We start from the raw sequence: 26969 nt of genomic DNA, 5'->3' as shown, positions 1-26969 counted from the left end.
GGACGGTCACGGCATCGAGAGGGCCCGTCCGGGGGCCAGGGCCGCGGAAATGCGTTCGGCGATGGTCTGGGCCGAGTTGCCTTCGGGGCTCTTGGGGCCCTTCGTCACGGACACGGAGATGGCGAGTTTCCGGGCGGGCAGATAGGCCTGGACGGCCGCGTAGCCGGAGAACGACGGGTTCGTCAGGATCCAGCCGTCGACGACTATCACTCCCAGGCCGAAGTGCCGGGCCGCGGTGTTGGTCAGCAGACAGACACTGGCCGGGCAGGACGGCGTCGCGTGGCCCAGGCCGACGGTCCCCGGGTCGAGTTGGGTCCGGAAGGATCCCGCCGACAGCAGCTCCCCGGTCCCCACGCCACGCGCGGACCGGTCGAGGTCGCAGATGTCCTGCACCAGGACCGCGCCGCGGGCCGTGGTCCACGAGGGGTTCCAGAAGGTGGACTCCTCATAGGTGCCGCGCTCGGAGGTGAAGGAGTGCAGGACGGGGTCCGGGATCTGAGGTGTGTACTGGTTGCTGGTCGCGGTCAGCCCGAGAGGCTTGAACACGCGCTGCGTGAGCAGCCGGTCCAGCGGGAGGCCGCCGATCTTCTCCAGCGCGGCGCCGAGGATCGCGAAATTGGCGTGCGAATAGTCCCAGTTGGTCCCCGGCCGGTAGAGGAGGGGCTGCTTCGTCGCGATCGCGATGACCTCGGCCGGCGTCCACTGGCGGAACGGGTCGGCCTTGAGCTCCGCGAGGAAGGCGGGGTCGGTCACGTAGTCGTGCAGGCCGGAGGTGGAGCTGCCGAGCATCCGCAGGGTGATGTCCGAGCCGTGCGGTACGTCCGGCAGCCAGCGGGACACCGGGTCGTCGAGCGAGGCCTTGCCCTCGTCGACGAGCTGGAGGAGGACGATGCCCATGTAGACGATCGCCACGGAACCCGTACGGAAGCGCATCGACGGTTGGGCCGGGACGCCCGTCATCGATGTGCCGAGAGCGGTGGTGAGCACGTCCCGGCCGTCGGAGGAGACGCGCAGCACCACCGAGTTCAGCCCGAGTTCCCGCTGGGACCGCCGGGCGATCGCGAGGACCGTCCGCGCGTCGCCCCCGGCCGGTTCGGGCGATGCGGCGCAGGCCGCGGACGGTACGGGCGCGGCCTGCGCCGGGCCCGTGGCGACCCCGGCCGGCAGGACCGTGCCCAGCAGGCCGGCGATGCAGAGCAGCACCGTACGCGTCCGCCTCATCCACTCAGTATGGGCGGACCCGTCGGGCGGCGCGCGCGGTGCGCGGCGGACCCGGTCAGGCAGGCTCCGAGGCCGCCCGCGGGCCGACCGGGAGCAGGCGGCCGCCGGTGAGCCACAGCAACTCGCCGGCGGTGGTGGGGAACACCGTGTGCGGGGTCCCCGCGGCCGCCCAGATCCGGGCGTGGCCGGTGAGCGCCTCGTCGACGACGGTGGGCAGGGGGCGGGGGTGTCCGACGGGGGCGACCCCGCCGATGGCCTGCCCGGTGGCCTCGCGGACCTGCTCGGGGGTGGCCCGGCGGAGTTCGGGGCGACCCCACCGGGCGGCGAGGGCCGTCGTGTCGACCCGGTGCCGCCCGCTGGTGAGGACGAGGACGGGCTCGTCCCCCGAGAGGAACACCAGGCTGTTGGCGATGGCCCCGATGTCGCACCGCAGGGCCTCCGCGGCCTCGGCGGCCGTCCGGGCGGAGCGGTCGAGTCGGCGCACCTGTCCGGGGACGCCGGCCGCGGCGAGGGCGCGGGCCACCTCCGCTGACCGGGCGGGCAGGGCGGACGCGGACGGCGGGGCGGGCGGGGCGGGGGTGGCGTGCTCGGGCTCCACGGGGCGCTCCTTCGGCTGGGCGTTCCACATACAGAACGTTCTGTATGTGGAACGATAGGGTGAGGCGCGGAAGCGCGGCAAGTGGATCGAGCGGGGCTCGGGGGGAAGGAGGCGTCGCGTGGATCTGGCGGCTGAGGTGGGCGCCCGGGTGCGGGCACTGCGGACGGAGCGCGGGATGTCGCTGTCGGAGCTGGCCCGCAGGTCGGGGATCGGCAAGGGCACGCTCTCGGAGCTGGAGAGCGGACGCCGCAACCCCACCCTGGAGACGCTCTACGCGCTCACGACCGCTCTGGAGCTCCCGCTCAGCACGGCGCTGCACACGACGGGGCTGCCCGCGCGGCTGTCGGGCGCGGCGGTGGACGCGGTCCTCACCGAGCGGTTCGAGGATGCCGCGGCGGTCACGGAGACCTACCGGATCCGCATCCGCGCCGGATCGGTCCAGGAGTCCACCGGGCACACGGCCGGGGCGACGGAGCACATCGTCGTCCTGGGAGGGACGGCCCACGTGGGCGAGCTCGCGGCGCCGCCCCGGCGGGTCGGGCCGGGCGAACACGCCGGCTGGGCGGCCGACGTACCGCACCTGTACGGCGCCGCGGAGGAGGACGTCGACGCGCTCCTCGTGGTCCGCTACCCCCGCCGGGCCATCTCGTAGCGGTACGTGGCGACATGGTAGAAGTGGGCGTCGACGGCGGGTTCGAGCAGCGGTGTTCGGGGTGGGCGTGCGGATCGGTGAGCTGGCGCGGCGCAGCGGGGTGAGCGAGCGTTCCCTGCGGTACTACGAGACGCAGGAACTGCTGCGCGCGGAGCGCACCCCCGGCGGCCACCGGGACTACGGCGAGTGGGCGGTCGACCGCGTCGTACGCATCCAGACCCTCTACGCCGCCGGTCTGAACAGCAGGAAGATCGCACAGCTCCTGCCCTGCATGCGGGACGCGGACGGCAGCCCGAGCGAGGTCGCCACCCCGCAGCTGGTCGACGAGCTCACCTCGGAACGCGACCGGATCAACCGCCTCATCACCGACCTGGTCCGCTCCCGAGACGTCCTGGACGAGGTGATCGACACGGCCTCGCGCGACGCGGCACCGGGAGGGGGCCGCGCGTAGGGACGGCGCAGTTGCGGCTGCCGCGGCCCGCCGCGCGCTGTCCTGACAGGACGCCAGGAAAGGGCCCTAAAGGGGGTCGGGCTCGGCCGTCAGGAGGGCGAGGAGACCCGGGAAGCGGGCCTCGATCCCGGAGCGTCGCAGCGTGGCCATCCGGCTGTTGCCCCGGTCGACCTGGCGGATCAGGCCAGCCTCGCGCAGAGTGCGGAAGTGATGGGTGACCGTCGCCTTCGAGACGGGCAGCGCGAAGGAGGCGCAGGTGCGTGCCGCGCCTTCCGGCGCCGAGGCCAGTTCGCGCACCACGCGGCGGCGCAGCGGATCGGCCAGCGCCGACAGCACCTTGCCCAACTTCATCTCCTCGACGGCCGGATGGCCCTCCTCGTCGGGCATGGTGGCGACATCCTTCCGTAGGTACGGATTGAATCGTACCTCCTGTGGCTGCTACCGTCGGGTAGGTACGAATTCAGTCGTACCTATCTGTGGGGGAGAACTCTGATGGACCAGCTCGTCACGCTCGTCGGCACCGCCCGTCCCAAGCCCGAACGCGCCGAGGACCTCAAGCGGTTGCTCCTCTCCTTCGTGGAGCCCACCCGGCAGGAGCCGGGATGCCTGGAGTACCACTTCCACGAGGACGGCGGGCAGCCCGGCGTCTTCGTCTTCTACGAGGTGTGGCGCAGCCGGGCCGACCTGGACGCCCATCTGGCGCTGCCGCGCCTGAGCGACTTCTGGGAGCACCGGATGGACTACCTGGCCACCGACCTGGAGCTCCGCTTCCTGGAGATGCGCAGCCCCTACGGCCACTGACGACCTCGCGACCGACGGGCGGCACCGGGGTGCGCCGGCCCGGCGATGCGGTCGGCCGGCGAGGGCCGGGAAAAGATGTGGCTCGCGATGTCGAGAAGCCGTGCCCGGCTCCGTCCCCGCAGTGAACGCGACCACAATGGGTCGCACCCGCACCGCACCGAGGAGAGCCATCATGGCCAAGTACCTGCTGCTCAAGCACTACCGCGGCGCCCCGACCCCGGTCAACGACGTGCCCATGGACCAGTGGACGCCGCAGGAGATCTCGGACCACGTGCAGTACATGAACGACTTCGCGGCCCGGCTCGAAGGGACCGGCGAGTTCGTCGACGGCCAGGCACTCGCCCCCGAGGGCACCTTCGTCCGCTACGACGGCGAAGGCCGCCCGCCCGTCACCGACGGCCCCTTCGCCGAGACCAAGGACCTCATCGCGGGCTGGATGATCATCGACGTCGACAGCTACGAACGCGCCGTCGAGCTGGCCGGGGAACTCTCGGCCGCTCCCGGGGCGGGCGGGAAGCCGATCCACGAGTGGCTCGAACTGCGCCCCTTCCTGGGCACCCACCCCACCGTCACGGAGTGACCCTCGCCATGGACGAGGCCCGCCTCCGGAGCCTGACGCCCGGCGTGCTCGCCGTCCTCGTCCGCCGCGGAGCCGACTTCGCGGCGGCCGAGGACGCCGTACAGGACGCCCTGGTCGAGGCGGTGCGCGTCTGGCCGGAGGACCCGCCGCGCGACCCGAAGGGCTGGCTGGTCACCGTGGCCTGGCGCCGCTTCCTCGACACGGCCAGGGCCGACACCACCCGCCGGCGGCGCGAGGACCGCGTCGACCGGGAGCCGCCGCCCGGCCCCGCACCGGGAGCGGACGACACCCTCTGGCTCTACTTCCTCTGCGCCCACCCCGCGCTGACCTCGTCCTCGGCGGTCGCGCTCACCCTGCGCGCCGTCGGCGGGCTCACCACCCGCCAGATCGCCCGGGCCTACCTGGTGCCCGAGGCGACCATGGCGCAGCGCATCAGCCGGGCCAAGCGAACCGTCTCCGGCGTGCGCCTGGACCGGCCCGGCGACGTCTCCACCGTGCTGCGCGTGCTCTACCTGGTCTTCAACGAGGGCTACTCCGGCGACCTCGACCTCGCCGCCGAGGCCATCCGCCTCACCCGGCAGCTCGCGGCCGCGATCGACCACCCCGAGGTGGCGGGACTGCTCGCCCTCATGCTGCTCCACCACGCCCGGCGCGCCGCCCGGACCGCGTCCGACGGCAGCCTGGTCCCGCTCTCCGCGCAGGACCGGGGCCGGTGGGACACGCGGGCGATCGCCGAGGGCGTCGGCATCCTGCAGGCGGCCCTCGCCCGCGACCGGCTGGGCGAGTACCAGGCCCAGGCCGCGATCGCGGCACTCCACGCCGACGCGCCGACCGCCGCGGAAACCGACTGGATGCAGATCGTCGAGTGGTACGACGAGCTCGGCCGGCTGACCGACAGCCCGGTCGTCCGGCTCAACCGCGCGGTGGCCGTCGGGGAGGCCTACGGCCCGCGCGCCGGCCTGACGGCCCTGGCGGCCCTGGACGACTCCCTGCCCAGGCACACCGCCGTGGCGGCCTACCTCCACGAACGCGACGGCGACCCGGCAACGGCGGCACGCCTGTACGCCGAGGCGGCCCGCAAGGCGTCCAGCCTCGCCGAACGCGACCACCTGACCCGCCAGGCGGCCCGGCTCAACGCCCACCGCAACCGGTGACGCCCGACGCCCACCGCCGGGGCGCCGCGCACCGCGGCGCGGGGGTGTGGGCACCTGCGCGGAGGGGGAGGGGCAGGTGCCCACGGGTGACGGCCGGGGGCCGCTCGCCGAGTCGGCCGTCGATTCCAGCGTAGGCCCCGCGGCCGGACGGGCCGATTCGGGCGGGCTCAGGCCTGCGGCCTGCGCAGCAGCGCGGGAGCGGGATTCGGCAGGGGGCTGGCCGCGGCGGGGGTCAGACCGTCCAGGACCAGGGTCACGTAGCGCCGCCAGCCCCCCTCGGCCGGATCCATGGTCCACAGCACGCTCACGAGCATGCCCATGACCCGCTTCAGGTCGTCGGGCACGAGGTCCGCCCGGATCACCCCGTCCCGCTGGCCCCGGACCACCACCGGGTCGAGCGCGTCGAAGAAGCGGGCGCTCGTTTCCGCGGTGAAGATACCGGCGTTCCGCGCGGCGGTGAGTACGTGGTGCTCGTCGGCCGCCGAGGTCAGGGCGGCCTCGATCACGGTGGTCAGCCCGCGGCGCGCGTCCTCGTCCGTGAGGGCGCGGTCGATGGCGGGGAGGACGTCCTGGGTGAACTGCTGGTCCAGTACCGCCCGCAGGAGGGCCGCCTTGTCGGGGAACCGGCGGAACAGGGTCGCGATGCCCACGCCGGCCCGCCGGGCGATCTCGTCGAGCGGCACTTCGGGCCCTTGCTCGGCGTACACGTCGCGGGCCGCCCGGACGATCTTCTCGACATTGCGCGCGGCGTCGGCGCGTAGGGGCCGGGGGGTATCGGTGGGCACGGCCCAAGCCTAACAACCGAGGGCCGACCGCCAGTTCGAGTTGACACCCCGCGTGTCCTGAAGTGATAGTTGACTACTGAATAGAGGGTGCCCGCACCCTCGCATCCCCGCACCCCCGAACCGTGCCCTTAGGGATCCCGTCATGCCTCAGCCGCCCGCGGCTCCGCACACCGGCAAAGTGATCGCCACGCTCGCACTGGCGGGCGTCACGGCGGCCGTCATGCAGACCCTGGTCACTCCGCTCCTGGCCGACCTGCCGACACTCCTCCACACCTCCTCCTCCAACTCCGCGTGGGTCGTCACCGCCACCCTCCTGGTCGCCGGAGTGTGCGTGCCCATCAGCGGGCGCCTCGGGGACATGGTCGGCAAGCGCCGCATGCTCCTGGCCTGCGCCGTGCCGCTGATCATCGGATCGGTGGTGTGCGCGCTGTCCGACGGCGTCGTCCCGATGATCGTCGGGCGCGGCCTGCAGGGCGTCGGAATGGGCATGATCCCCCTGGGCATAGCCCTGCTCCGCGACGTCGTGCCCGCCGAGAAGCTCAGCTCCTCCATCGCCCTGGTCAGCGCCTCGATGGGCATCGGCGGCGGCATCGGCCTCCCGCTCTCCGCGGCGGTCGCGCAGTACGCCGACTGGCGCTTCCTGTTCTGGGGCGCGGCGGCGCTCGCCGCCGCCGTCGCCGGCATGATCCTGGCCTTCGTCCCCGACGTCCCGGCGGGCGCCAAGGGGCAGCGCTTCGACTTCGTCGGCGCGCTGGGCCTGGCCGTGGGCCTGGTGTGCCTGCTGCTCGCCGTCTCCAAGGGGGCCGACTGGGGCTGGGGCTCGGCCGCCACCGTCACACTGTCCGCCGGTGCCGCCGTGGTCCTGGCCGCCTGGGGGTGGTTCGAGTGGCGCACCACCGACCCGCTGGTGGACCTGCGCACCACCGTCCGCCCGCGCGTCCTGCTCACGAACCTCGCCTCGGTCTTCATCGGCTTCGGCATGTACGCGAGCATGCTGGTCGTCCCGCAGTTGCTCCAGTACCCCGAGGCCACCGGCTACGGCCTGGGGCAGTCGATGCTGGCCGCCGGCCTGTGGATGCTGCCCGGCGGCCTGATGATGATGGTCGTGTCCCCGCTGGGGGGCCGCCTCACCAACGCCCGAGGCCCCAAGGTCACGCTCGTCTGCGGCGCGGTCGTACTCGCCGCCGGATACGGGGTGGCGCTCCTGCTGGCCGGGACGGCGCCGGGCCTCATGGTCGCCGCCATGGTGATCAACAGCGGGGTCGCCCTCGCCTACGGAGCCATGCCGGCCCTGATCATGGGCGCGGTGCCCCTCGCGGAGACCGGTGCCGCCAACGGCTTCAACACGCTGATGCGCTCCCTGGGCACCTCGACCGGCGCCGCCGTCGTCGGCGTGGTCCTGGCCCGGATGACCACCACGGCCGGGGGGTTCACCTTCACCTCCGAGAGCGGCTTCCGCACCGGGCTGCTGCTGGGCGGCGCGCTCGCACTGGTCTCCGCGGGCGTCGCCGCCCTCATCCCGGCCCCCCGGGTGGAACCGCCCGCCACCAGGGGCGCGGAGGGGCCGGCGACGGAGACCGCAGGCGCGGCCGCGAGCGCCTGACGGGAGCCGCGCAGCGGGAGCCGCGTAACGGGAGCCGCGCGACACGAGCCGAGGGCCGGGAGTCGCGCTCCCGGCCCTCGGCTCGTGTTGCGTGGAGGGCCCCCGACCGGTGCTTCCCGGTTCAGCGGGCCGGGTAGTCCGTGTAGCCGCGGGCGTCGCCCCCGAAGAACGTGGACGGGTCCGGCGTGTTGTACGGGCCTTCGGTGCGCAGGCGCTCGGGCAGGTCGGGGTTGGCCAGGAAGAGGGCGCCGAAGGCGAGCAGGTCGGCGGTGCCGTCCTCGATCAGGGTGAGGGCCCGGTGATCGGTGGGGCCTTCGGTCGCCGGGTTCAGCACGAGCGGGCCGGTGAACTGCTTGCGCAGCACGAGGGTGGTTTCCCGGGCCTCGGGGCCGTGCTCCAGGACGTGGAGGTAGGCGAGGCCGAGCCCGTCGAGCTCCTTGACCAGCGCCTCGTACGTCGGCTGCGGGTCGGGCTCGGAGATGTCGTTGTACGTGTTCCCGGGCGACACGCGCAGGGCGGTGCGTTCGGCGCCGATCGCGGCGGCCACCGCCCGGACCACCTCCACCGCGAAGCGGATCCGGTTCTCCACCGGGCCGCCCCACTCGTCGGTGCGCCGGTTCGAGCCGGGGGCGAGGAACTGGTGGATCAGGTAACCGTTGGCCCCGTGCAGCTCCACCCCGTCGAAGCCGGCCTCCACCGCGTTGCGGGCCGCCTGGGCGTAGGCGGCGACGGTTTCCCGCACCTCGGCCCCGGTCAGCTCGTGCGGGGTCACGAAGTCCTTCATGCCGTCGCCGGTGAACAGCTGTCCCCGGGGGGCCAGTGCGGACGGGGCCACGGGTACGAGGCCGTCGGGCAGCAGCGACGGGTGGCCGATCCGGCCGGAGTGCATCAGCTGGGCGAAGATCCGGCCACCGGCCGCGTGCACGGAATCGGTGACCTCGCGCCAGGCCGCCACCTGCTCGGCGCTGTGCAGCCCCGGGGTGAACGGGTAGCCCTGCCCGACGGCGGAAGGCTGGATGCCCTCGCTGATGAGCAGGCCGGCGGAGGCGCGCTGGGTGTAGTACTCGGTGACGAGGGCCGTCGCGACGCCACCCTCGCCCGCGCGGCTGCGCGTCATGGGGGCCAGGGCGATCCGGTTGGACAGGGTGACGCCGGGAATACGGACCGGTTCGAACGCGCTGGTCATCTTCGCCTCGCAAAGATAGAAGATAGTTGGTCGGCCAATGATTGGCTGTGGATGCAGCGTACCCCATTGCTTGGCCGACCAATCAAATAGGGCCGACGGGTAGGATTCGTGTGACGGCGGCGGGTCGCCGCCTCCAGGGGCGACGGTCGGTGACCGGATCCGACACACCCCTTCAGGAGGAGCGACCCGATGACTGCGGAACCCGTTCAGGAGCCGCGCACCGCGCCGGGGTGCGTGGCGGTGCCCAGTGCCGTGCTGGACGGGCCGGTGAGTCACGCGATCAGCCGGGTCTCCCGCCTGCACCGGATCGCGGCGGGCCGGGTCCTGCGCGAACTGGGGCTTCACCCCGGGCAGGAATTCCTGATGATGCACCTCTGGGACAGCGGTGCGGTGCGCCAGTCCGAGCTGATCAAAGCGGTGGGCCTCGACCCCTCCACGGTGACCAAGATGCTCCAGCGCCTGGAGCACGCCGGCCATGTGCGCCGCCGCCCCGACCCGTCCGACCGGCGGGCCTCACTGGTGGAGGCGACGGAGGCCAGTTGCGGCCTGCTGGTCGAGGTCCGCAGGGCCTGGGGCGAGCTGGAAGGCCAGACCCTGGAGGGCCTGGACGCCACCGAGCGGGCCGAACTGACCCGCCTCCTGGGCAAGGTCGAGGCCGCGTTGTGGACGGAGCTCACCCGCGGAGGCGATGCGGGCTGCGGCGCCGCGTCCAAGGCGTCGGATCCCTGCCCGTGAGTCGGGGGTCCCGCGTCTCGGATGCGCGATCGCCCGTGAGGTGGGGCGGATCTCCGAAGGCCGCACGAAGGTGCGTACCGGAACGCTGTGCCGGGCCCTTGAGGGCCGGGCCCCCTGGAACAGCGCCTGATCACCGTCCACGACGAGGAGGCGGTCGACGGACGCGGTCTCGTCCCGCGCGGCGGCGTCACTCCCCATCGGCGTCCTCGGCGACGCGGAGGACGGACTTGCCGGGAGCGGTCCCCTCGGCCAGGCCCCGCACGGCCAGGGCGAGGTCGCCGAGGGCGTACTCGGCCGTGATGTCCACGCGGACCGTGCCGTCGGCGACGAGGTCGAGTGCGCGGCGGGCGCTGTCGGCGAGCCGCTCGGGGTGCGTCCGGGCGAGCAGGTTGCTGTTGTACGTCAGCAGCGACTTGCCCTCCATGAGGAGGGCGTCGGCGTCCACGGCGACCGCTTCGTGCGCGGTGAGATTCCCGTAGGCCACCAGGCGGCCGTGTGCCGCCAGCCGCTCAAGGCCGGCGGCACGGGTCGGGCCGCCGACCGGGTCGAGGATGACGTCGGGCCCCTCGTCGCCGAGTCCGGACGGGAAGTCCTTGCGGAGCAGCAGCTCGTCGTACCCGAACCGCGCGGCGTACCGGGCCCTTTCGGCGGTGCCGACCACACCGACGACACGGCGCGCCCCGGCCAGCCGGGCGAACTGGGCCGCGAGCGTGCCGACGGAGCCGGCGGCGGCATGGATCAGCACGCTGTCTCCCGGCCGCACCCGCCCGACGGTGTTGACCAGGTCGTAGGCGGTCGGCGCACCCCAGCCGAGCCCCGCTGCCGTCCTGAGCGGCAGGTCGCCGACGCCCAGCGCGAGCGCGGCGGGCGCCAGGACGACCTCGGCGTGGGCGCCCGAGGTCGTCAGCGCGGTGACGGCCTCGCCGACGCGGCCCGTGTCGACGCCGGCGCCGACCGCGACGACGCGTCCGGATGCCTCGAACCCCGGGACGAAGGGGCGCGGTACGGCGAAGCGGCCGTCCCGGACCATGGCGTCACCCCACTGGATCCCGGCGTAGGCGACACGGATCGCGACCTGTCCGGGGCCCGGAACGGGCGTATCGACCTCGGTGACCCGGTAGCGGTCATCGGTATCGAGAACGACGGCCTTCATGATTACAGCCTCCTGCGTCGACTCAGTATCCTTATATCCGAGGACGGTAGATGTATCAGGTACCTGAGTCAACCCATGGACCTGAGAGTTGAAGGGATGTGTGTGGTGGAAGCCCCGGTCGAGAACGGTCTCTGCGCCCGGATCAGGCGCTCGGAGCAGGCGCTGATGGCGCATCACGAGTCGGTGCTGCGCGCCTACGGGCTGACCATGACGCAGTACACCGTGCTGTTGGTCCTGGCGCGCGAGGACGGCATGTCCGGCGCTCAGCTGTCGCGGGCGTGCGGCGTCACGCAGCAGACCATGAGCAGCGTGCTGACGAACATGGAGGCCAAGGGTCTGATCCGCCGCGAGACGTCACCCGTCCACGCCAAGGTGCAGATCGCCACCCCGACCGATGCCGGACGGGACCTGCTGGACCGCGCCTACGGAGAGGTGGCCGTCCTGGAGCGCGCGCTCGCCGAGGCCTTCACGCCCGCCGAACACGCTTCCCTGTGCGAACTCCTGGAGCGCGCCACCGCCGTCCTCGTCCGGCAGACCCGTTCCGCCTAGGCGCCGCCCGGTCGAACCCGGGCCCCGCGGTGGCATCCGGGGTTCTGTCGCGACCCCGGCGTGGCGGCCGCGTCGCGGCGGGACGCGGGGGCCGGGCCGGTCGTAGGGGCACGCCCCCGTCGGCGCCCGGTGCCGTCGGGCCCGGTTCAGGTCGTCGGGCGTCTCAGTGTGGCCGCATTCCGTCGAAGACCACCTCGAAGATCCGCTCCCGGGGTGCCGGATCCGCTCCCAGCTGCTCCAGGGCTCTGCCGGTGCCGGCCAGGAGGGCGATGAACTCCGGCAGGCCCAGCTCCGGGCGGACCGCCCCGGCCCGCTGCGCCCCGGCCAGCAGATCACCCAGCCGGGCCTGGATCTCCACGGTCGGTCCCTGCAGGGACGCGTGGACGTCCACCCCGGCCGCGGCGAGGGCCTGGGCCAGCTCGTTCTTTCCCTCGGACTGCTCCACCACCAGGCGGAAGCAGGCGAAGAAGGCTTCGACGGGACCCGCCTCGGCGGCCAGTCGCGCCGTCCGGGCCGCCATTTCCTCCAGCCTGCGCACCATCACCGCCTCCAGCAGCGCCTCCTTGGTCGGGAAGTGCCTGAAGAGCGTGCCGACTCCGACCCCGGCGATGCGCGCGATCTCCTCGGTCGGTACGCCGACGCCACGGGTGGTGAACACCTCCGTGGCCACGTCCAGCAGCCTGGCCCGGTTACGGGCCGCGTCCGCCCGCAGCGGACGCTCCCGAGCGTCACCCATCCCTCTCCCGCCCTTCGCCGTCGACGGCGGAACCCTGGACAACCGGAGTCTCCAGTCCGTATCGTCGAAACGGAGTTGCCAGTCCGATTCTAGCCGTGGATCACACCGGAGGTTCGTCATGTCCGAAGCCCTGTCGCCGCGCGAGGTCTTCCAGAAGCTGATCGAAGGAATCGGTGCGGGACGGTACACGGAGCTCGCGGAGTTCTACGCCGAGGACGCCGTGGTGGAGACGGTCCTCGCGCCGGTCGGTCCGCGCCGGGTCGAGGGACGGGCCGCGCTCGCGGAGCGGTTCGCCCGGGTCGCCGCGAGTTCGCCCCTGGAACTGACCCCGGCGAACGTGGTCGTGCGGGAGACCGACGACGCGGAGGTGATCGTCGCCGAGTTCGACTACCACGTGTACCACCGGGTCACCGGACGGAGTTTCGAGGCCGCCAACATCCAGGTGCTACGGGTCCGCGACGGCCTGATCGTCAGCAGCCGGGACTACCACGACCACCTCGCCCTCGCCGTGGCCGGCGGCAACCTGCCCGAGCTGGTGGCGGCCCTGGAAGGCGCGTAGCGGCCCCTCGTGCCGCCCCCCGTGACCAGCCGTGTGCCGGCCGGAGGCTTCGAGGGGCCGCCACGCCCGGCGCGGCGTAGCCTCGTGCTCAGGGCCCAGTCGTCGTCCGCCGCCGCCGGCCGCGCGGCGAGCCGGGCCCGGACCGGACGGGACGGGACCGCGGGAGGACATGTGACCGCACTCGGTGAATCGATCGGGATCGACGCCTCGACCGTGCTGGTCCTGGGACAGGAACTCGCCGTCGAGCGCGGGCAGCCGGACGTCGCCAACGCCCTCGTCCACCGGACCGGCGACACCCTGGTGCTCGTCGACACCGGTGTCACCGAAGCCTTCCGCGCGGCACTGCGCGAGGCCGCCGACCGCGTCGGACCCTGGTCGCGGGCGCTGGTACTCACCACGCACGGCCATCCGGACCACATCGGCAACAACGACCTGGCCGATGAACTGGGCGTACCGGTCGAGCACTTCCTGCCCGCCCGGGACCTCGACCAGATCCGGGACCCGGTGGCGTACTGGACGCGGGCCTTCGAGCGCATCGCCGGACCGGCACCGGGGCCGGCGCCCGAGCAGTCCGCCGAGCGGCTGCTCTCGCTCTTCCGGCCGCTCCGGCCCTTCGGCGCGACGACCCGGACCTACGAGGAGCGGCCGCTGGAACGGATCCGCATCGGCTCGCTCCGGTTCACCGGCTGGACCTTCGCCGACGGCGCGGTCCGTGTGCTGCGCAGTCAGGGCCACTGCGCGGGGCACGTGATCGTGCACCTGAGGGACTGCGGAGTCCTGCACCTGTCCGACGAGGGCAACGGACCCTGCGGTGCGATGGCCGACGCCGACCAGCTCAAGATCCAGACCGTGCTCGGCGCGGTCGCCCTCCTCTTCGAGGAGGGACGGGCCGCAGTCCTCACCGACGGGCACACCTTCACCGTGCGCAGCGGCGCCGAGGTGGTGTCCTACCTGGACGGGATCCTGGAGCAGGCCACCGCGCTGCAGGAAGCGGCCCTCGGGCTGACCGGGGAGAGCGGGCGGGCCGTGCCCGGTGCGTTCACCGCCCGGTACGCGGAGAGCGCCGCCGAACTCGGCGTCAGCGGCGCCAACCCGGACGCGATGTTCACCGCCTTGATGGCGGTGAACCAGCTCCAGGAGCTCGGCCTGCGGCCGCAGACCGGCGACGCCGAAGCGCCCTGGTCCCGGCCCCCGCTCCACGACGGCCGACCGCCCCACCCGGCCCCACCCGACGGCTGAACCCCGCTCCCGCGCGCGGTGGCTGCGCGATCGCGCCGCCCTCGGGACCCTGCGGTCAGCGCGGGCTCCCGGCACCGGCTCCCCGCACCGTCAGGCCGACGAGGAGGAACCCCAGGAGGAAGCATCCGGCCGCCGCGAGCGCCGACGCGTGCAGACCCGGGATGCGGCCCTCGCCGCCGACGAGCGTGCCGAACAGCGCGACCCCGATCGCATGGCCCGCCTGACGCGACACGTTGAAGGAGGCCGAGGCCACGCCCGCGTGCTCGGCCGGGGCCGCCTCCATGATCGCCACCGTTGCCGCCACGACGGTCAGCGGCGTCGCGAGTCCCGTCGCCATCAGGGCGAAGAGCAGTACGGGGTAGGGGGTTTGCGGCCCGGCGGCGAGCCAGCCCAGGAAGCCCGCCGCCCCCAGCAGCAGTGCCCCGGCCATGGGGACGTACGGTCCGGTGCGGGTGGCGACCCGGCTCGACAGCGGTGCGGCGAGGAAGCCCATGCAGACGGACGGCAGCAGGGCCAGCCCGGTCTCCAGCGCGCCGAAGCCGCGGTCCCGCTGGAAGTACAGCGTCGCGACGAAGAGCATCCCGTAGTAGCCCAGGCTCAGCAGCAGGCCGACGGCGTTCGTCGTGCTCACCCGACGGTCGCGGAGCAGGGACGGCGGCAGCAGCGGCCTCCTGCCGTCCGGCCGGACGGCGAGGGACCTCTCCAGGTGTCGTTCCACCAGGACGAAGCCGGTCAGGGCCGCCGCTCCCACCGCGAAGGCGGCGAGCACCCGGGGAGAGGTCCAGCCGTCCGGCCCCGCCCCGTTGAGCGCGCCGGCCACCGCGACGAGACCGAGGACACCGAGCAGCAGGCCCAACGGGTCCATCCGTCCGGTCCCCCGCGGCCGGTCCGGTACCCGGACGTGGCGCAGCGTCAGCACGGCGGCGAGCGCGGCCACCGGCAGGTTCACCCAGAACACCCACCTCCAGTCCAGCCCCGAGACGAGCAGCCCCCCGACCACCGGCCCGGCGCCGAACGCCACGGCCGACACCAGACCCCAGACGCCCACCGCCCGGGCCCGCTGAACGCCGTCCGGGTAGGCCGCCCGCAGCAGGGCGAAGGAGGCCGGTACGAGGAAGGCCGCTCCGGCACCCTGGGCGAGCCGGCACCCGACCAGCGCCACGGCCGAGGGGGAGAGGGCGCAGCCGGTCGAGGCCAGGGTGAACACGGCCAGCCCGAAGAGGTAGAGGGGCCGGTGCCCGAAGCGGTCGCCGAGCCCGCCCCCGAGGAGCAGCAGGCCGGCGAAGAGGGTGCTGTACCCGTCGACGATCCATTGCAGGCCGGAAGCGCCGACGTGCAGGGATCCCTGGATGCCCGGTACGGCCACGTTGACGACGGTCACGTCGAGCATGACGAGGAAGTGGCCGAGGCTCAGGGCGATGAGCGGCGGCAGGGGCAGCTTCGGGCGCTTGGGCGCGACCACCTCGCCCTGCCGGGCGAAGGCGTCGGATCCAGCGGGGACGGGCGTGGACGGGGCGGGGAAGTCCGTGGAACTCATGACGTCAGTCTCGACGCGGGACACTTCGCCGGCCGACGAACCATGGACTGCCTACGATGGGGCCGTGACCACCCGAAACGGTTCCCGCGGCGACCGGTTGAACCGGCAGCCCGACATCGCCCGCGCCGCCGCCCTGATCGCCGACGCCTCCCGCGCGAGCATGCTGAAGTCGCTGGGCGACGGCCGCGGGCTGTCGGCCAAGGTGCTCGCCGCGGAGGCGGGGATCGGCGCTCCGACGGCGAGCGCCCACTTGGCCCGGCTCGTCGAGGCCGGTCTGATCACGGTGGAGAGCGCGGGGCGCAACCGGTACTACCGGCTGGCAGGCCCCGAAGTCAGCCTCGCGCTGGAAGCCCTCGCGGTGATCGCACCCCCGCTCCCGGTCACGACGCTGCGGGAGAGCAGTGCCGCGAACGCCCTGCGCCGGTCCCGCACCTGCTACGACCACCTGGCGGGCCGGCTCGGGGTCGCGCTGATGGGCGGCCTCCTCGCCCACGGCATCCTGGCCGGACACGACGGCACCCACGACCGGGACGCAGCGGTGCGCGACCGGGCGCGCGGCTACGGACACGACCACGACTACCGGCTCACACCGGCTGGCCGGGACGCGCTGGGGCGTTTCGGCATCGACGTGGCCGCCCTGCCCGGCCGTCGGCCGCTGGTCCGGTACTGCGTGGACTGGAGCGAACAGCGGCACCACCTGGCCGGGGGAGTGGGGGCGGCCGTCACCGCGAGGCTGTTCCGGCTCGGCTGGCTGCGCCACGGCGTGAGCCCGCGCGTCGTCCACCTCACCGACGCCGGTGCCGAGGGCATCGCCGACTGGCTCGGGCTGCACCCGGAGGGCTGACCCCGGAGGACCGACCCCGGAGGACGACGCGGCCTAACGGCGCGCGCGCTGGGACTCGACCATCTGCCGTACGGTGCCGTCGACGTCCGTCCGCGCCTGGATCCGCTCGGCGAACCCGGGGAACTGTCCGGCGATGGCGCTCAGCAACCGCAGCTCCAGCGGGGCCACGTTGACCTCGCAGAGGTCGCGGCGCACGGCCCGTACGACGGCGTCGGCGACCTGGCCGGGCGTGACGGTCCTGATGCCGTTCGGCGTCGTGGCACCGGTGTCCGCGAACATCCCGGCGTCCCGGACGAAACCCGGCTGGACCAGGGACACCCCCACCCCCGTGCCCCTGAGCTCCTGGCGCAGGGCGAGGGCGAATCCGCGCAGCCCGAACTTGGTCGCGTTGTACAACGAGGTCGACCTCGACGCCGCCTTGCCGGAGATGGATCCGACCAGCACGATGTGGCCTCGGCCGCGGGCGACCATGTGCTCCGCGAGCAGCCGGGACAGCAGGAGGGGCGCGCGCAGGTTGACGTCGAGGGCGCGGTCGAGCTGCTCCTCGGTGTAGTCCAGGAGTTCGCCGCTGGCGGGCAGCGCGGCGTTCGCGACGAGGACGTCCGCCTCGGCGCAGGCCCCGGCGAGGCGGACGACGTCGGACCTGACGGCGAGGTCGGCGACGACGGTGCGGGCGCCGCAGGCGTCCGCCGTGGCCTTGAGGGCCTCCGGCCGCCGGCCGGTGACCGTGAGGCGGGCCCCCCGCGCGGTCAGCCGTGCGGCCAGGGTGGAACCGATGCCCCCGGTGGCCCCGGTGAGCAGAACGTTCGATCCGGAAATGTCCACAACGACTCCTGTGTGACGTCCCTCTACTGTTCGTTCGAACGAACAGTAGGGACCGCTCCGCCCCGTGTCCACACCCGGTCCCCCCAACTCCCCCCTCCCGCAAGGGCGTCCGGGCAGGTCGATGGGGCAGAATGCCGACATGCCCCATGCCTCCGACACCCGCCAGAGCATCATCGACGCCGTACTGCGGATCATCGGGCAGGACGGCGTCGCGGCCGTCACCAACCGGCGGATCGCCAAGGAGGCCGGGGTCTCGCTCGGTTCCGTCACCTACCACTTCGCCACCCAGCACGAGCTGCTGCGCGAGAGCCTGCTGTACTTCGTGGCCGAGGAGACCCGGCACTTCAGCGCGCTCGCGGGCTCCTGCGCCGACGAGCGCTTCGACATCGGGCAGGCCGCCGAGGCGGTGGCGCGGGTCGCCGGCGGCAACGCCTTCGACAGCCGCCACATCGCCCCCTTCGAGCTGTACGTCCAGGCCGGGCGCGACGAGCGGCTGCGCGCCGCCGCCACCGAGTGCTTCGCCGCCTACGACCTCCTGGCCGCCCGGATCCTGGCCCAGCTCGGCGTGCCCGACCCCGAACGCCTCGCGGGCGTGGCCGTCGCCCTGGTCTTCGGGCAGCAGCTGCGCCGCCTGGCCACCGGCGCCCCCGCGGAGGACCTCGTCGACGCCCTGCTGGTCCTGACGGAGTGCGCCGCGCCGCGGATTCCGTAGGCGCCGACGGGTGATCCGAGCGCCGCGAACGCGCCGATCAGCTCCCGCCCCGCGCCGCCCCGCTCCCGCCCCGCGCCGCCCGCCTGCGACGGGCCGCCCCGACACCCCCGAGGGTGGGCGAAATACCCCGATCCGCCCCATATCTCCCCGTAGTGGCGGGAAGTGACTCCCGTCACTTCCCGTGACCGATGGGACATGCCTCCGCAAGACCGGGGCAGGCGGGCCCGAGCATCGCCACCGCGGGCAGTCCGCGGTGCCGGAATCGGAGGTACAGCGCGTCGTGTCCGAGCAGACGACCATCCACATCGCCGGGACCTGGCGTTCCGCGGTATCAGGGGCCACCCGAGAGGTCCTCGACCCGGCCGACGGCACCGTCCTCGCCGTCGTCGCCGAGGCAGGTGCCGCGGACACCGACGCGGCCGTCGGCGCGGCCCGCGCCGCCTTCGACAGCGGCCAGTGGCCCCGGACCCCCGTCCCGGAGCGGGCCGCACTGCTGCGCCGCACCGCCGACCTGCTCGACCGCGACCGCGAGCGCCTCGGACTCCTGGAGAGCCGTGACGCGGGCAAGACCCTGGAAGAGGGCCGTGTGGACGTGGACTGCGTCGCCGCCGCCTTCCGCTACTTCGCCGACCTCGTCGCCGGCGAGAGCGCGGGACGCGTCGTGGACGCCGGGACCCCCGAAGTCCACAGCGTCGTCGTCCACGAGCCCGTCGGGGTCTGCGCCCTGATCACCCCCTGGAACTACCCGCTCCTCCAGGCCTCCTGGAAGATCGCTCCCGCCCTCGCCGCCGGCAACACCTTCGTGCTCAAGCCCAGCGAGATCACCCCGCTGTCCACCGCGGCCCTCATCGGCCTCCTGGTGGAGGCCGGTCTGCCGGCCGGTGTCGCCAACCTGGTCACCGGCCCCGGCGACCCCGTCGGCGCGCGCCTCGCGGCCCACCCCGACGTGGACCTCGTCTCCTTCACCGGCGGACTCACCAGCGGTACGAAGGTGATGCGCGCGGCCGCCGACTCCGTCAAGAAGGTCGCCCTCGAACTCGGCGGCAAGAACCCCAACGTGGTCTTCGCCGACGCCTGCGCCACCGAAGAGGGCTTCGACACCGCCGTCGACCAGGCCCTCAACGCCGCCTTCATGCACAGCGGCCAGGTCTGCTCCGCCGGCTCCCGCCTCATCGTCGAGGAGGGCGTCGCCGATCGCTTCGTCGCCGAACTCGCCCGCCGGGCCGACCGGATCCGCCTCGGCCGCGGCACCGACCCGGGCGTGGAGTGCGGACCGCTGGTCTCGGCCGCCCAGCGCGAGCGCACCGAGGAGTACGTGGCCTCGGCCCTCGCCGAGGGCGCCGTGCTCCGCGCGGGCGGACACCGCCCCGACGGGCCCGGCTACTTCTACCGGCCGACCGTGCTGGACCGCTGCCACCGCGGGATGCGCGTCGTACGGGAGGAGGTCTTCGGGCCGGTCCTGACCGTCGAGACCTTCCGTACCGAGGCGGAGGCCGTCGCGCTGGCGAACGACACCGAGTACGGGCTGGCCGGCGCGGTGTGGACCTCCGACCCGGGCCGCGGCCGCCGCGTGGCGGGCCGGCTGCGCCACGGCACCGTCTGGATCAACGACTTCCACCCCTACCTCCCGCAGGCCGAGTGGGGCGGCTTCGGCAAGTCCGGCACCGGACGCGAACTGGGCCCCTCGGGCCTGGCCGAGTACCGCGAGTCCAAGCACGTGTACCAGAACCTCGCCCCCCGCCCCGTGCGCTGGTTCGCGGGCTGAAGGAGGAACAGAGCCATGAACACCCCCACGCATGCCCCCACGCCCACCCCCGCCCCCACCCCCGCGGAGCAGGAGTACGACTACGTCGTCGTCGGCGGCGGCACCGCCGGCTCGGTGATCGCCTCCCGCCTGACCGAGGACCCCGACGTCACCGTCGCCGTCATCGAGGGCGGCCCCAGCGACGTCGGCCGCCCCGAAGTGCTCACCCTGCGCCGCTGGATGGGGCTGCTCGGCGGCGAGCTCGACTACGACTACCCCACCACCGAGCAGCCCCGCGGCAACTCGCACATCCGTCACAGCCGCGCCCGCGTCCTGGGGGGCTGTTCCTCCCACAACACCCTCATCGCCTTCAAGCCGCTCCCGTCCGACTGGGACGAGTGGGAACGGTCGGGAGCCGAGGGCTGGCACGCCGCCGCCATGGACCCGTACTTCGACAGGCTCCTGAACAACATCGTCCCGGTGGCCGAGAAGGACCGCAACGCCATCGCGCGCGACTTCGTCGACTCCGCGCAGACCGCCCTGGGCGTCCCGCGCGTCGAGGGGTTCAACGAGAAGCCCTTCCACGAGGGGGCCGGCTTCTTCGACCTCGCCTACCATCCGGAGGACAACAAGCGCTCCTCCGCGTCGGTGGCCTACCTCCACCCCGTCATGGACGAACGCCCCAACCTCCGGATCCTCCTGGAGACCTGGGCCCACCGCCTCGAACTCGACGGCACCCGCGCGCGCGGCGTCCACGTACGCGCCAAGGACGGGACGCAGTCCCTGGTCACCGCGCGCCGCGAGGTACTGGTGTGCGCCGGAGCCGTCGACACCCCGCGGCTGCTGCTGCACTCGGGCATCGGCCCCCGCGCCGACCTGGAGGCCCTCGGCATCCCCCCGCTGCACGACCTGCCCGGAGTCGGGGAGAACCTGCTCGACCACCCCGAATCGGTGATCGTCTGGGAGACCGACGGCCCGATTCCCGAGAACTCCGCGATGGACAGCGACGCCGGGCTCTTCGTCCGGCGCGACCCCGACTCCGCCGGGCCCGACCTGATGTTCCACTTCTACCAGGTCCCCTTCACCGACAACCCCGAGCGCATCGGCTACGAACGCCCCGCGCACGGGGTGTCGATGACCCCGAACATCCCCAAGCCCCGCAGCCGCGGCCGCCTCTACCTGACCAGCGCGGACCCCGAGGTCAAACCGGCCCTGGACTTCCGCTACTTCACCGACGAGGACGACTACGACGGCCGGACCCTGGTGGACGGCATCAAGCTCGCCCGCGAGATCGCCGCGACCCCGCCGCTGGCCGGCTGGCTCAAGCGCGAGGTGTGCCCCGGTCCGGAGATCACCGGCGACGAGGAGCTGAGCGCCTACGCCCGCTCCGTCGCGCACACCGTCTACCACCCCGCCGGAACCTGCCGGATGGGCGCCGTCGACGATCCCGGCGCCGTGGTGGGACCGGACCTGAAGATCCGCGGACTCGAAGGCATCCGCATCGCGGACGCCTCCGTCTTCCCGACGATGCCCGCGGTCAACCCGATGATCGGAGTGCTCATGGTCGGCGAGAAGGCAGCAGAGCTGCTGGCCCGGGAAGGCGGTACCCGATGAACACCGCCCCCGCCGCCACATCCCCCGCCGCCACCCCCTCGGCACCCCCCGTCTTCGCCGTGGACGGCCTCTGGAAGGTCTTCGGCCCCGAGAAGGCCGCCGCCAGGGTCCCCGGCTCCGCCGACGCCACCGGCCTGTCCGCCGCCGAACTGCGCGAGCGCACCGGCTGCACCGCCGCCGTCCGCGACGTCACCTTCGACGTCCGCAAGGGCGAGGTCTTCGTCGTGATGGGCCTGTCCGGCTCCGGCAAGTCAACCCTCGTACGCTGCCTCACCCGGCTCATCGAACCCACCGCCGGAAGCCTGGCCATCGACGGCGAGGACGTCCTCGCCATGGACGCCGCCCGGCTGCGCGCCCTGCGCCGCCACCGCGCCGCCATGGTCTTCCAGCACTTCGGCCTCCTCCCGCACCGCAACGTCCTGGACAACGTCGCGTACGGACTGGAGATCCAGGGCGTCGGCCGCGGCGACCGCCGGGACAAGGCCGCCGAACTCGTCGCCAAGGTCGGCCTCGAAGGACTGGAGGAGCGCCGCCCCGGCCAGCTCTCCGGAGGCCAGCAGCAGCGCGTCGGCCTGGCCCGCGCCCTCGCCGCCGACCCCGAAGTCCTGCTGTTCGACGAGCCGTTCAGCGCGCTCGACCCCCTCATCCGGCGGGAGATGCAGGAGGAGGTCGCCCGGCTCCACCACGAGGAGGGCCGCACCATGGTCTTCATCACCCACGACCTCGCCGAGGCCCTGCGCCTGGGCGACCGGATCGCGCTGATGCGCGACGGCCGCATCGTGCAGCTCGGCACGCCCGAGGAGATCGTCGGCTCGCCCGCCGACGACTACGTACGGGACTTCGTCCGCGACGTCCCCCGCGAGCAGGTGCTCACCGTCCGCAGCGCGATGCGCCCCGCGGCCGCGGGCGAAGCGGAGCGGGGACCGGCACTGGCCCCGGCCACCACCGTGGTCGAGGCCATCCAGGCCGTCGCCCGTAGCGGCGGCCCGGCCCGTGTCGTCGACCACGGCCGCTGCCTGGGCGTGGTGGACGACGCCGGGCTGCTCGCCGTCGTGGCCGGACTCCCGGCCGGCACCGGACGGGGGGTGGCGGCATGACCCGCCCGGCCCGTCCCGCGGCCCCCGCCCCCGACGCGAGGAGGTGGTGCGCGTGACCGCGACCCCGACCCCGACCCACACCCCGACCCACACCCGCGCCGCCGCCCCTTCGCAGGCCCCGCAGTCCGTCGAACGGTCCGCCGGCCCGGGTTCCGCCGACACCGCGTCCGCCCCCCAGGACCGCCCCCGCAGACCCCTGGCCGCCCTCGCCGCGCGCCGCGGGGTCCTCGTCCCGATGGGCGTCGCCATCGCCCTGCTGATCCCGCTCGCCGTGGCCTTCCCGGGCGCCGGCAGCTGGCCCGCGGCCCTCACGGCCGACCTGTCCGGCCCGCTCGGCCGCGCCGGCGACTGGATCATCGACCACCGTGACAGCCACCCCCTTTTCCTCTACTTCTTCGGCCACATCAGCAACGCCGTCGTGGTGTCCGTACGCGCCGTGTACGTCCTCCTGCTCGCCGCCGGCTGGACCGGGGTCACCGCCCTGGCCGCCCTCGTCGCCTGGCGCCTCGCGGGCATCCGCCTCGCCCTGACCTGCGCCGCCGCCTTCGTCGCCTGCGGCCTGCTCGGCATGTGGGTGCCGACCATGCAGACCCTCGCGCTGATGGCCGTCGCCGTCGCGGCCTCCGTCGTACTGGGCGCCCTGCTCGGCCTCGCCGCGGGGCTCTCCCCGCGCGCCGACCGCGTCCTGCGTCCCGTACTCGACACCATGCAGATCCTGCCGGCCTTCGCGTACCTGCTGCCGATGGTGCTCGTCTTCGGCATCGGCGTGCCCGCCGCGGTCCTCGCCACCGTCGTCTACGCCGCGCCGCCCATGGCCCGCCTCACCGCCCTCGGCCTGCGCGACGCCGACGCGGGCGTCCTGGAAGCAGCCGCCTCGCTCGGCGCCACCGGACGCCAGCGACTGCTGACCACCCGCCTCCCGCTCGCCCGCCGACAGCTCCTGCTCGGCGTCAACCAGGCCATCATGACGGGCCTGTCCATGGCCGTCATCGCCTCCGTGATCGGCGCGGGCGGCCTCGGCGACCGCGTCTACCAGGCCCTCGCCTCCGTCGACGTCGGCGCGGCCCTGGCCGCGGGCATCCCGATCGTGCTGCTCGCCGTCGTACTGGACCGCACCGCCGACGCCGCGGGCCGCCGGATCGGCGCCACCCCCGTGCCCGCCCGCGAACGGCACCTGCTGCGGCGGGTGTTCTCCGGCTGGTACGGCCGGCTGCTCACCTTCCTCGTGGCGGTGGCCGCCGCCGTCGCGGGCCGCGTCGCCGGAAGCTCCCTGTGGCCCGGGTCCTGGACCGTCCCCCTCGCCGACCCGGTGAACTCGGCCGTCGCCTGGATGACCGGCCACCTCTACTCGGGCGTCCCCGTAGTCGGCGGCACCGCCGACTGGGCCGCCCGGTTCACCGGCTGGATCCTCGACCCGCTGCGCTCCGGACTCCAGGCCGCCCCCTGGTGGCTGCTCCTCCTGCTGGCCTGCGCGCTCGCCCTCCTCGCGGGCACCTGGCGCACCGCACTCACCGCCGTCCTCGCCCTCGGCGCCGTCGGAGCGCTCGGCGTGTGGGAAGCCTCCCTGGACACCCTCTCCCAGGTCCTGGCCGCCGTCGCGGTCACGCTCGTACTCGGCTTCGCGATCGCCGTGGGCGCCGCCCGCAGCGCCCGGGCGGAGCGGCTGCTGCGGCCCGTCCTCGACGTGTGCCAGACCCTGCCGCAGTTCGTCTACCTCATCCCCGTGGTCGCGCTGTTCGGCGTCGGCCGCGCACCGGCCGCCGCGGCCGCCGTGGTGTACGCGCTGCCGGCCGTCGTACGGATCACCGCACAGGGCCTGCGCGAGGTGGACCCGAACGTCGTGGAATCCGTCCGCTCGCTCGGCGCGACCCGCGCCCAACTGCTGCGACAGGTCCAACTGCCCCTCGCCCGACCCGCGTTGCTCCTGGCCGTCAACCAGGCCGTGGTCCTCGTCCTCGCCGTCGTCATCATCGGCGGCCTGGTCGGCGGTGGCGCGCTCGGCTACGACGTCGTCCTCGGCCTCGCCCAGGGCGACCTCGCCACCGGCCTGGTGGCCGGGGCCGCGATCGTCTGCCTCGGCCTGCTGCTCGACCGCCTCACCCAGCCCGCGAAGGAGGCCTGACATGCGCTCCGCACACCCCCGGCGCCCCCTCGGCCGCCGCGCCGCGGCCGTACTGGCCGCCACGACCGCCCTCGCCGCCCTCACCGGCTGCGGGGCGGCCGACATGACCCGCCAGTCCTCCCCGTACGCCGCGGCGCAGGGCGCGAAGACCGTCACCCTCTCCGTCCAGTCGTGGGTCGGTGCCCAGTCGAACACCGCCGTCGCCGCCTACCTCCTCGAACACGAGCTGGGCTACCGCGTGGACACCGTCCAGGTCGACGAGGTCCCCGCCTGGGACGCCCTCAGCCAGGGCCGCGTCGACGCGATCCTGGAGGACTGGGGCCACCCCGAGCAGGAGAAGCGGTACGTCGAAGGGAAGAAGACCATCACCCCCGGCGGGGACCTCGGGGTGACGGGCCACATCGGCTGGTTCGTCCCCACCTACTTCGCCGAGGCCCATCCCGACGTCACCGACTGGAAGAACCTCGACAAGTACGCCGACCTGCTGCGCACGCCGGAGAGCCGGGGCAAGGGCCAGCTGATGGACGGCTCCCCGTCCTACGTCACGAACGACAAGGCGCTGGTGAAGAACCTGGGCCTCGGCCTCGAAGTCGTCTTCGCCGGCTCCGAGGCCGCGCAGATCACCCAGATCAAGCAGTTCGCGAAGGAGCACAAGCCCTTCCTGACGTACTGGTACGAGCCCCAGTGGCTCTTCGAACGCGTCCCGATGACCGAGGTGAAACTCCCCGAGTACACCGAAGGCTGCGCCGACGATCCGCAGAAGGTGGCCTGCGCCTACCCGCACACACCGCTGCAGAAGTACCTGAACACGCGCTTCGCGGACTCGGGCGGCAAGGCGGCCGAATTCCTGAAGAAGTTCCACTGGACCAAGGCGCAGCAGAACGAGGTGTCCCTGATGATCGCCGAGGAGAAGCTCTCGCCGCAGCAGGCGGCGAAGAGGTGGGTGGAGCACAACGAGAGCGTGTGGAAGCCCTGGCTGACCTGACGTCCGCGCACCCGCACCGCCCGCCGGCCCGCCCGGTCACCGGCTCAGGTGCCGAGCGGGTGGCCGGTCGTCGCGTCCACGTGGTCGGGGACCTCCTCGTGGCGATCGCCCACCGTCGGCGTCCCGGTGGGCTCGAACAGCAGGATGGCGGCGCCGGACGGAGCGTGGGGCTTGTGCTCCGTACCCCGGGGAACGGTGAAGACCGACCCCCGGGGGAGCAGGACCGTACGCTCCCCGGCGGGCTCGCGCAGGGAGATGTGCAGCTCTCCGTCCAGGACCAGGAAGAACTCGTCGGTGTCGTCGTGGACGTGCCAGAGGTGTTCGCCCTCGACCTTGGCGACGCGGACGTCGTAGTCGTTGACCCGCGTGACGATACGGGGGCTCCACAGGGCGTCGAAGGAGGCCAGGGCCTCGCTGAGGGAAATGGGTCCGTTGCTCATGGGCTCATCCTGGGGCGTTACGCACGGCCGGTGTGAGTGCTAGGAATTGCACATGCCGAAAGAATCCTCGCAAGGGGTGCGCGCGGCCGGCGCGCACCGGGTCGTCGTGATCGTGGACGAGAACTCGAACCCGTTCGAGCTCAGCTGCGCGATCGAGGTCTTCGGCCTGCGCAGACCCGAGCTCGGCCGTGATCTCTACGACTTCCGGCTCTGCTCTCCCGGGCCCCGCACCCTGATGCGAGACGGGTTCTTCACCCTCACCGGAGTCGCCGGTCTGGAAGCGGCCGACGAGGCCGACACCCTGGTCGTCCCCAACCGCCCCGATGTGGAGGTGCCCCGACGGCCCGCCGTGCTCGACGCCGTCCGACGGGCGCACGCGCGCGGTGCCCGCCTGATCGGCTTCTGCAGCGGCGCCTTCACCCTGGCCGAGGCCGGAGTCCTCGACGGGCGCCGGGCCACCGCGCACTGGCAGTGGGCCGATTCCTTCCGGGACCGCTTCCCTTCCGTCCACCTCGAAGCGGACGTGCTCTTCGTGGACGACGGTGACATCCTCACCGCCGCCGGGAGCGCGGCCGCGCTCGACCTCGGGCTGCACGTGGTCCGCCGCGACCACGGTGCGGAGGTCGCCAACTCCGTGAGCCGGCGACTGGTCTTCGCGGCGCACCGCGACGGCGGGCAGCGCCAGTTCGTGGAGCGCCCCGTCCCCGACCTGCCGGACGAGTCCCTGGCGCCCGTCCTGGCCTGGGCCCAGGAACGGCTGGACACGGTGCTGACCGTGTCCGACCTCGCGGCGCGCGCGGCGGTCAGTCCGGCGACGCTGCACCGCCGCTTCCGGGCCCAACTGGGGACGACGCCCCTGTCGTGGCTCACGGGGGAACGGCTCGCCCTCGCATGCCGGTTGATCGAGCGGGGCGAGTCCCGCTTCGAGGTGGTCGCGCGGCGGAGCGGACTCGGCACCGCCGCCAATCTGCGCGCCCTGATGCGCCGCGAGACCGGCGTCGCTCCGTCGGCGTACCGGCGCCGGTTCGGCGCCGGTACGAGGTGACG

The 26969-nt window shown here is 73.5% G+C and carries 28 protein-coding genes; 18 read left to right on the top strand and 10 right to left on the bottom strand.

What is annotated here, in order from left to right:
* Positions 1 to 6: 6 nt before the first annotated feature.
* Positions 7 to 1221, bottom strand: a complete 1215-nt coding sequence (locus tag OG295_RS00745; RefSeq protein WP_371674988.1) for a serine hydrolase domain-containing protein — start codon at positions 1219 to 1221, stop codon at positions 7 to 9.
* A 55-nt stretch (positions 1222 to 1276) separates the two neighbouring features.
* The gene (locus OG295_RS00740) at positions 1277 to 1819 is read right to left on the bottom strand and encodes a YbaK/EbsC family protein (protein WP_371674987.1); all 543 of its coding nucleotides are present in this window, start codon (positions 1817 to 1819) and stop codon (positions 1277 to 1279) included.
* Between the two features lie 118 nt (positions 1820 to 1937).
* Between OG295_RS00740 and OG295_RS00735 the strand changes: the two genes are divergently transcribed.
* On the top strand, positions 1938 to 2471 hold the full coding sequence (locus tag OG295_RS00735; RefSeq protein ID WP_371674986.1) for a helix-turn-helix domain-containing protein: 534 nt from the start codon (positions 1938 to 1940) through the stop codon (positions 2469 to 2471).
* A gap of 67 nt (positions 2472 to 2538) precedes the next feature.
* Positions 2539 to 2922 carry a MerR family transcriptional regulator gene (locus OG295_RS00730; protein WP_371681065.1) on the top strand — a complete coding sequence of 128 codons (384 nt, stop codon included), beginning with the start codon at positions 2539 to 2541 and terminating at the stop codon, positions 2920 to 2922.
* A 66-nt stretch (positions 2923 to 2988) separates the two neighbouring features.
* Here the strand turns inward: OG295_RS00730 and OG295_RS00725 are convergent, their stop codons facing one another.
* The gene (locus tag OG295_RS00725; RefSeq protein ID WP_371674985.1) at positions 2989 to 3309 is read right to left on the bottom strand and encodes an ArsR/SmtB family transcription factor; all 321 of its coding nucleotides are present in this window, start codon (positions 3307 to 3309) and stop codon (positions 2989 to 2991) included.
* Positions 3310 to 3414: 105 nt separating this feature from the next.
* On the opposite strand from OG295_RS00725, the gene OG295_RS00720 reads away from it, so the two are divergent.
* From OG295_RS00720 to OG295_RS00710, 3 genes are all read left to right on the top strand, one after another.
* The gene (locus tag OG295_RS00720) at positions 3415 to 3723 is read left to right on the top strand and encodes a putative quinol monooxygenase (RefSeq protein ID WP_371674984.1); all 309 of its coding nucleotides are present in this window, start codon (positions 3415 to 3417) and stop codon (positions 3721 to 3723) included.
* Positions 3724 to 3895: 172 nt separating this feature from the next.
* Positions 3896 to 4303 (top strand): YciI family protein, encoded by a 408-nt coding sequence (locus OG295_RS00715; protein ID WP_371674983.1) that lies wholly within the window; start codon positions 3896 to 3898, stop codon positions 4301 to 4303.
* An 8-nt stretch (positions 4304 to 4311) separates the two neighbouring features.
* Complete coding sequence (locus OG295_RS00710) at positions 4312 to 5457, top strand: RNA polymerase sigma factor (protein WP_371681063.1); 1146 nt, start codon at positions 4312 to 4314, stop codon at positions 5455 to 5457.
* A 167-nt stretch (positions 5458 to 5624) separates the two neighbouring features.
* Here the strand turns inward: OG295_RS00710 and OG295_RS00705 are convergent, their stop codons facing one another.
* Entirely contained in the window at positions 5625 to 6242 is a 618-nt protein-coding gene (locus tag OG295_RS00705) for a TetR/AcrR family transcriptional regulator (RefSeq protein ID WP_371674982.1), read from the bottom strand.
* A gap of 142 nt (positions 6243 to 6384) precedes the next feature.
* Between OG295_RS00705 and OG295_RS00700 the strand changes: the two genes are divergently transcribed.
* Positions 6385 to 7845, top strand: a complete 1461-nt coding sequence (locus OG295_RS00700) for an MFS transporter (protein ID WP_371674981.1) — start codon at positions 6385 to 6387, stop codon at positions 7843 to 7845.
* 121 nt (positions 7846 to 7966) lie between these two features.
* On the opposite strand, the gene OG295_RS00695 is transcribed toward OG295_RS00700, so the two are convergent.
* Positions 7967 to 9031, bottom strand: coding sequence for an alkene reductase (locus OG295_RS00695; protein WP_371674980.1), 1065 nt, complete (start codon positions 9029 to 9031; stop codon positions 7967 to 7969).
* Positions 9032 to 9220: 189 nt separating this feature from the next.
* On the opposite strand from OG295_RS00695, the gene OG295_RS00690 reads away from it, so the two are divergent.
* A complete protein-coding gene (locus OG295_RS00690) occupies positions 9221 to 9766 on the top strand; it encodes a MarR family winged helix-turn-helix transcriptional regulator (protein ID WP_371674979.1) in 546 nt (181 codons plus the stop codon).
* Between the two features lie 187 nt (positions 9767 to 9953).
* On the opposite strand, the gene OG295_RS00685 is transcribed toward OG295_RS00690, so the two are convergent.
* The gene (locus OG295_RS00685) at positions 9954 to 10919 is read right to left on the bottom strand and encodes a zinc-binding alcohol dehydrogenase family protein (RefSeq protein ID WP_371674978.1); all 966 of its coding nucleotides are present in this window, start codon (positions 10917 to 10919) and stop codon (positions 9954 to 9956) included.
* Positions 10920 to 11015: 96 nt separating this feature from the next.
* Between OG295_RS00685 and OG295_RS00680 the strand changes: the two genes are divergently transcribed.
* A complete protein-coding gene (locus OG295_RS00680; protein ID WP_371681062.1) occupies positions 11016 to 11468 on the top strand; it encodes a MarR family winged helix-turn-helix transcriptional regulator in 453 nt (150 codons plus the stop codon).
* 163 nt (positions 11469 to 11631) lie between these two features.
* On the opposite strand, the gene OG295_RS00675 is transcribed toward OG295_RS00680, so the two are convergent.
* Positions 11632 to 12204 (bottom strand): TetR/AcrR family transcriptional regulator, encoded by a 573-nt coding sequence (locus OG295_RS00675; RefSeq protein WP_371674977.1) that lies wholly within the window; start codon positions 12202 to 12204, stop codon positions 11632 to 11634.
* Between the two features lie 118 nt (positions 12205 to 12322).
* On the opposite strand from OG295_RS00675, the gene OG295_RS00670 reads away from it, so the two are divergent.
* Positions 12323 to 12763, top strand: coding sequence for a nuclear transport factor 2 family protein (locus tag OG295_RS00670; protein WP_371674976.1), 441 nt, complete (start codon positions 12323 to 12325; stop codon positions 12761 to 12763).
* 171 nt (positions 12764 to 12934) lie between these two features.
* A complete protein-coding gene (locus OG295_RS00665; protein ID WP_371674975.1) occupies positions 12935 to 14002 on the top strand; it encodes an MBL fold metallo-hydrolase in 1068 nt (355 codons plus the stop codon).
* 55 nt (positions 14003 to 14057) lie between these two features.
* Here the strand turns inward: OG295_RS00665 and OG295_RS00660 are convergent, their stop codons facing one another.
* On the bottom strand, positions 14058 to 15539 hold the full coding sequence (locus OG295_RS00660; protein WP_371674974.1) for an MFS transporter: 1482 nt from the start codon (positions 15537 to 15539) through the stop codon (positions 14058 to 14060).
* A 64-nt stretch (positions 15540 to 15603) separates the two neighbouring features.
* On the opposite strand from OG295_RS00660, the gene OG295_RS00655 reads away from it, so the two are divergent.
* Positions 15604 to 16383, top strand: coding sequence for an ArsR/SmtB family transcription factor (locus OG295_RS00655; RefSeq protein ID WP_371674973.1), 780 nt, complete (start codon positions 15604 to 15606; stop codon positions 16381 to 16383).
* A gap of 33 nt (positions 16384 to 16416) precedes the next feature.
* Here the strand turns inward: OG295_RS00655 and OG295_RS00650 are convergent, their stop codons facing one another.
* Positions 16417 to 17208 (bottom strand): SDR family oxidoreductase, encoded by a 792-nt coding sequence (locus OG295_RS00650; protein WP_266846723.1) that lies wholly within the window; start codon positions 17206 to 17208, stop codon positions 16417 to 16419.
* A gap of 139 nt (positions 17209 to 17347) precedes the next feature.
* Here OG295_RS00650 and OG295_RS00645 point away from each other — a divergent pair, with 139 nt between their 5' ends.
* The 6 genes from OG295_RS00645 to OG295_RS00620 all read left to right on the top strand — a co-directional run bounded on the left by OG295_RS00645 (position 17348) and on the right by OG295_RS00620 (position 25482).
* Positions 17348 to 17920, top strand: a complete 573-nt coding sequence (locus tag OG295_RS00645) for a TetR/AcrR family transcriptional regulator (protein WP_371674972.1) — start codon at positions 17348 to 17350, stop codon at positions 17918 to 17920.
* 280 nt (positions 17921 to 18200) lie between these two features.
* Positions 18201 to 19685 carry an aldehyde dehydrogenase family protein gene (locus tag OG295_RS00640; protein WP_371674971.1) on the top strand — a complete coding sequence of 495 codons (1485 nt, stop codon included), beginning with the start codon at positions 18201 to 18203 and terminating at the stop codon, positions 19683 to 19685.
* 15 nt (positions 19686 to 19700) lie between these two features.
* On the top strand, positions 19701 to 21278 hold the full coding sequence (locus tag OG295_RS00635; RefSeq protein WP_371674970.1) for a GMC family oxidoreductase: 1578 nt from the start codon (positions 19701 to 19703) through the stop codon (positions 21276 to 21278).
* A complete protein-coding gene (locus tag OG295_RS00630; RefSeq protein WP_371674969.1) occupies positions 21275 to 22375 on the top strand; it encodes a glycine betaine/L-proline ABC transporter ATP-binding protein in 1101 nt (366 codons plus the stop codon). Before OG295_RS00635 ends, OG295_RS00630 begins: the two co-directional genes overlap by 4 nt.
* A gap of 235 nt (positions 22376 to 22610) precedes the next feature.
* A complete protein-coding gene (locus OG295_RS00625) occupies positions 22611 to 24497 on the top strand; it encodes an ABC transporter permease subunit (RefSeq protein WP_371681061.1) in 1887 nt (628 codons plus the stop codon).
* 1 nt (position 24498) lies between these two features.
* Positions 24499 to 25482 carry an ABC transporter substrate-binding protein gene (locus OG295_RS00620; protein WP_371674968.1) on the top strand — a complete coding sequence of 328 codons (984 nt, stop codon included), beginning with the start codon at positions 24499 to 24501 and terminating at the stop codon, positions 25480 to 25482.
* A 44-nt stretch (positions 25483 to 25526) separates the two neighbouring features.
* Here the strand turns inward: OG295_RS00620 and OG295_RS00615 are convergent, their stop codons facing one another.
* Positions 25527 to 25922, bottom strand: coding sequence for a cupin domain-containing protein (locus tag OG295_RS00615; protein WP_266846731.1), 396 nt, complete (start codon positions 25920 to 25922; stop codon positions 25527 to 25529).
* Between the two features lie 52 nt (positions 25923 to 25974).
* On the opposite strand from OG295_RS00615, the gene OG295_RS00610 reads away from it, so the two are divergent.
* A complete protein-coding gene (locus tag OG295_RS00610) occupies positions 25975 to 26967 on the top strand; it encodes a GlxA family transcriptional regulator (RefSeq protein ID WP_371674967.1) in 993 nt (330 codons plus the stop codon).
* Positions 26968 to 26969 lie beyond the last annotated feature (2 nt).

Origin of the sequence: Streptomyces sp. NBC_01276, from assembly GCF_041435355.1 — a bacterium.
Taxonomy (GTDB): Bacteria; Actinomycetota; Actinomycetes; order Streptomycetales; family Streptomycetaceae; genus Streptomyces.
The sequence above is the reverse complement of the archived record's forward strand: the minus strand, read 5'-3'. Positions and strand labels throughout refer to the sequence as shown.

Excerpts from the sequence above, each read along its gene's own strand:
- OG295_RS00745 (WP_371674988.1), bottom strand. The coding sequence starts at position 1,221 with ATGAGGCGGACGCGTACGGTGCTGCTCTGCATCGCCGGCCTGCTGGGC.
- OG295_RS00725 (WP_371674985.1), bottom strand. The coding sequence starts at position 3,309 with ATGCCCGACGAGGAGGGCCATCCGGCCGTCGAGGAGATGAAGTTGGGC.
- OG295_RS00720 (WP_371674984.1), top strand. The coding sequence starts at position 3,415 with ATGGACCAGCTCGTCACGCTCGTCGGCACCGCCCGTCCCAAGCCCGAA.
- OG295_RS00715 (WP_371674983.1), top strand. The coding sequence starts at position 3,896 with ATGGCCAAGTACCTGCTGCTCAAGCACTACCGCGGCGCCCCGACCCCG.
- OG295_RS00710 (WP_371681063.1), top strand. The coding sequence starts at position 4,312 with ATGGACGAGGCCCGCCTCCGGAGCCTGACGCCCGGCGTGCTCGCCGTC.
- OG295_RS00700 (WP_371674981.1), top strand. The coding sequence starts at position 6,385 with ATGCCTCAGCCGCCCGCGGCTCCGCACACCGGCAAAGTGATCGCCACG.
- OG295_RS00695 (WP_371674980.1), bottom strand. The coding sequence starts at position 9,031 with ATGACCAGCGCGTTCGAACCGGTCCGTATTCCCGGCGTCACCCTGTCC.
- OG295_RS00690 (WP_371674979.1), top strand. The coding sequence starts at position 9,221 with ATGACTGCGGAACCCGTTCAGGAGCCGCGCACCGCGCCGGGGTGCGTG.
- OG295_RS00685 (WP_371674978.1), bottom strand. The coding sequence starts at position 10,919 with ATGAAGGCCGTCGTTCTCGATACCGATGACCGCTACCGGGTCACCGAG.
- OG295_RS00680 (WP_371681062.1), top strand. The coding sequence starts at position 11,016 with ATGTGTGTGGTGGAAGCCCCGGTCGAGAACGGTCTCTGCGCCCGGATC.
- OG295_RS00675 (WP_371674977.1), bottom strand. The coding sequence starts at position 12,204 with ATGGGTGACGCTCGGGAGCGTCCGCTGCGGGCGGACGCGGCCCGTAAC.
- OG295_RS00670 (WP_371674976.1), top strand. The coding sequence starts at position 12,323 with ATGTCCGAAGCCCTGTCGCCGCGCGAGGTCTTCCAGAAGCTGATCGAA.
- OG295_RS00660 (WP_371674974.1), bottom strand. The coding sequence starts at position 15,539 with ATGAGTTCCACGGACTTCCCCGCCCCGTCCACGCCCGTCCCCGCTGGA.
- OG295_RS00645 (WP_371674972.1), top strand. The coding sequence starts at position 17,348 with ATGCCCCATGCCTCCGACACCCGCCAGAGCATCATCGACGCCGTACTG.
- OG295_RS00635 (WP_371674970.1), top strand. The coding sequence starts at position 19,701 with ATGAACACCCCCACGCATGCCCCCACGCCCACCCCCGCCCCCACCCCC.
- OG295_RS00630 (WP_371674969.1), top strand. The coding sequence starts at position 21,275 with ATGAACACCGCCCCCGCCGCCACATCCCCCGCCGCCACCCCCTCGGCA.
- OG295_RS00625 (WP_371681061.1), top strand. The coding sequence starts at position 22,611 with ATGGGCGTCGCCATCGCCCTGCTGATCCCGCTCGCCGTGGCCTTCCCG.
- OG295_RS00620 (WP_371674968.1), top strand. The coding sequence starts at position 24,499 with ATGCGCTCCGCACACCCCCGGCGCCCCCTCGGCCGCCGCGCCGCGGCC.
- OG295_RS00615 (WP_266846731.1), bottom strand. The coding sequence starts at position 25,922 with ATGAGCAACGGACCCATTTCCCTCAGCGAGGCCCTGGCCTCCTTCGAC.
- OG295_RS00610 (WP_371674967.1), top strand. The coding sequence starts at position 25,975 with ATGCCGAAAGAATCCTCGCAAGGGGTGCGCGCGGCCGGCGCGCACCGG.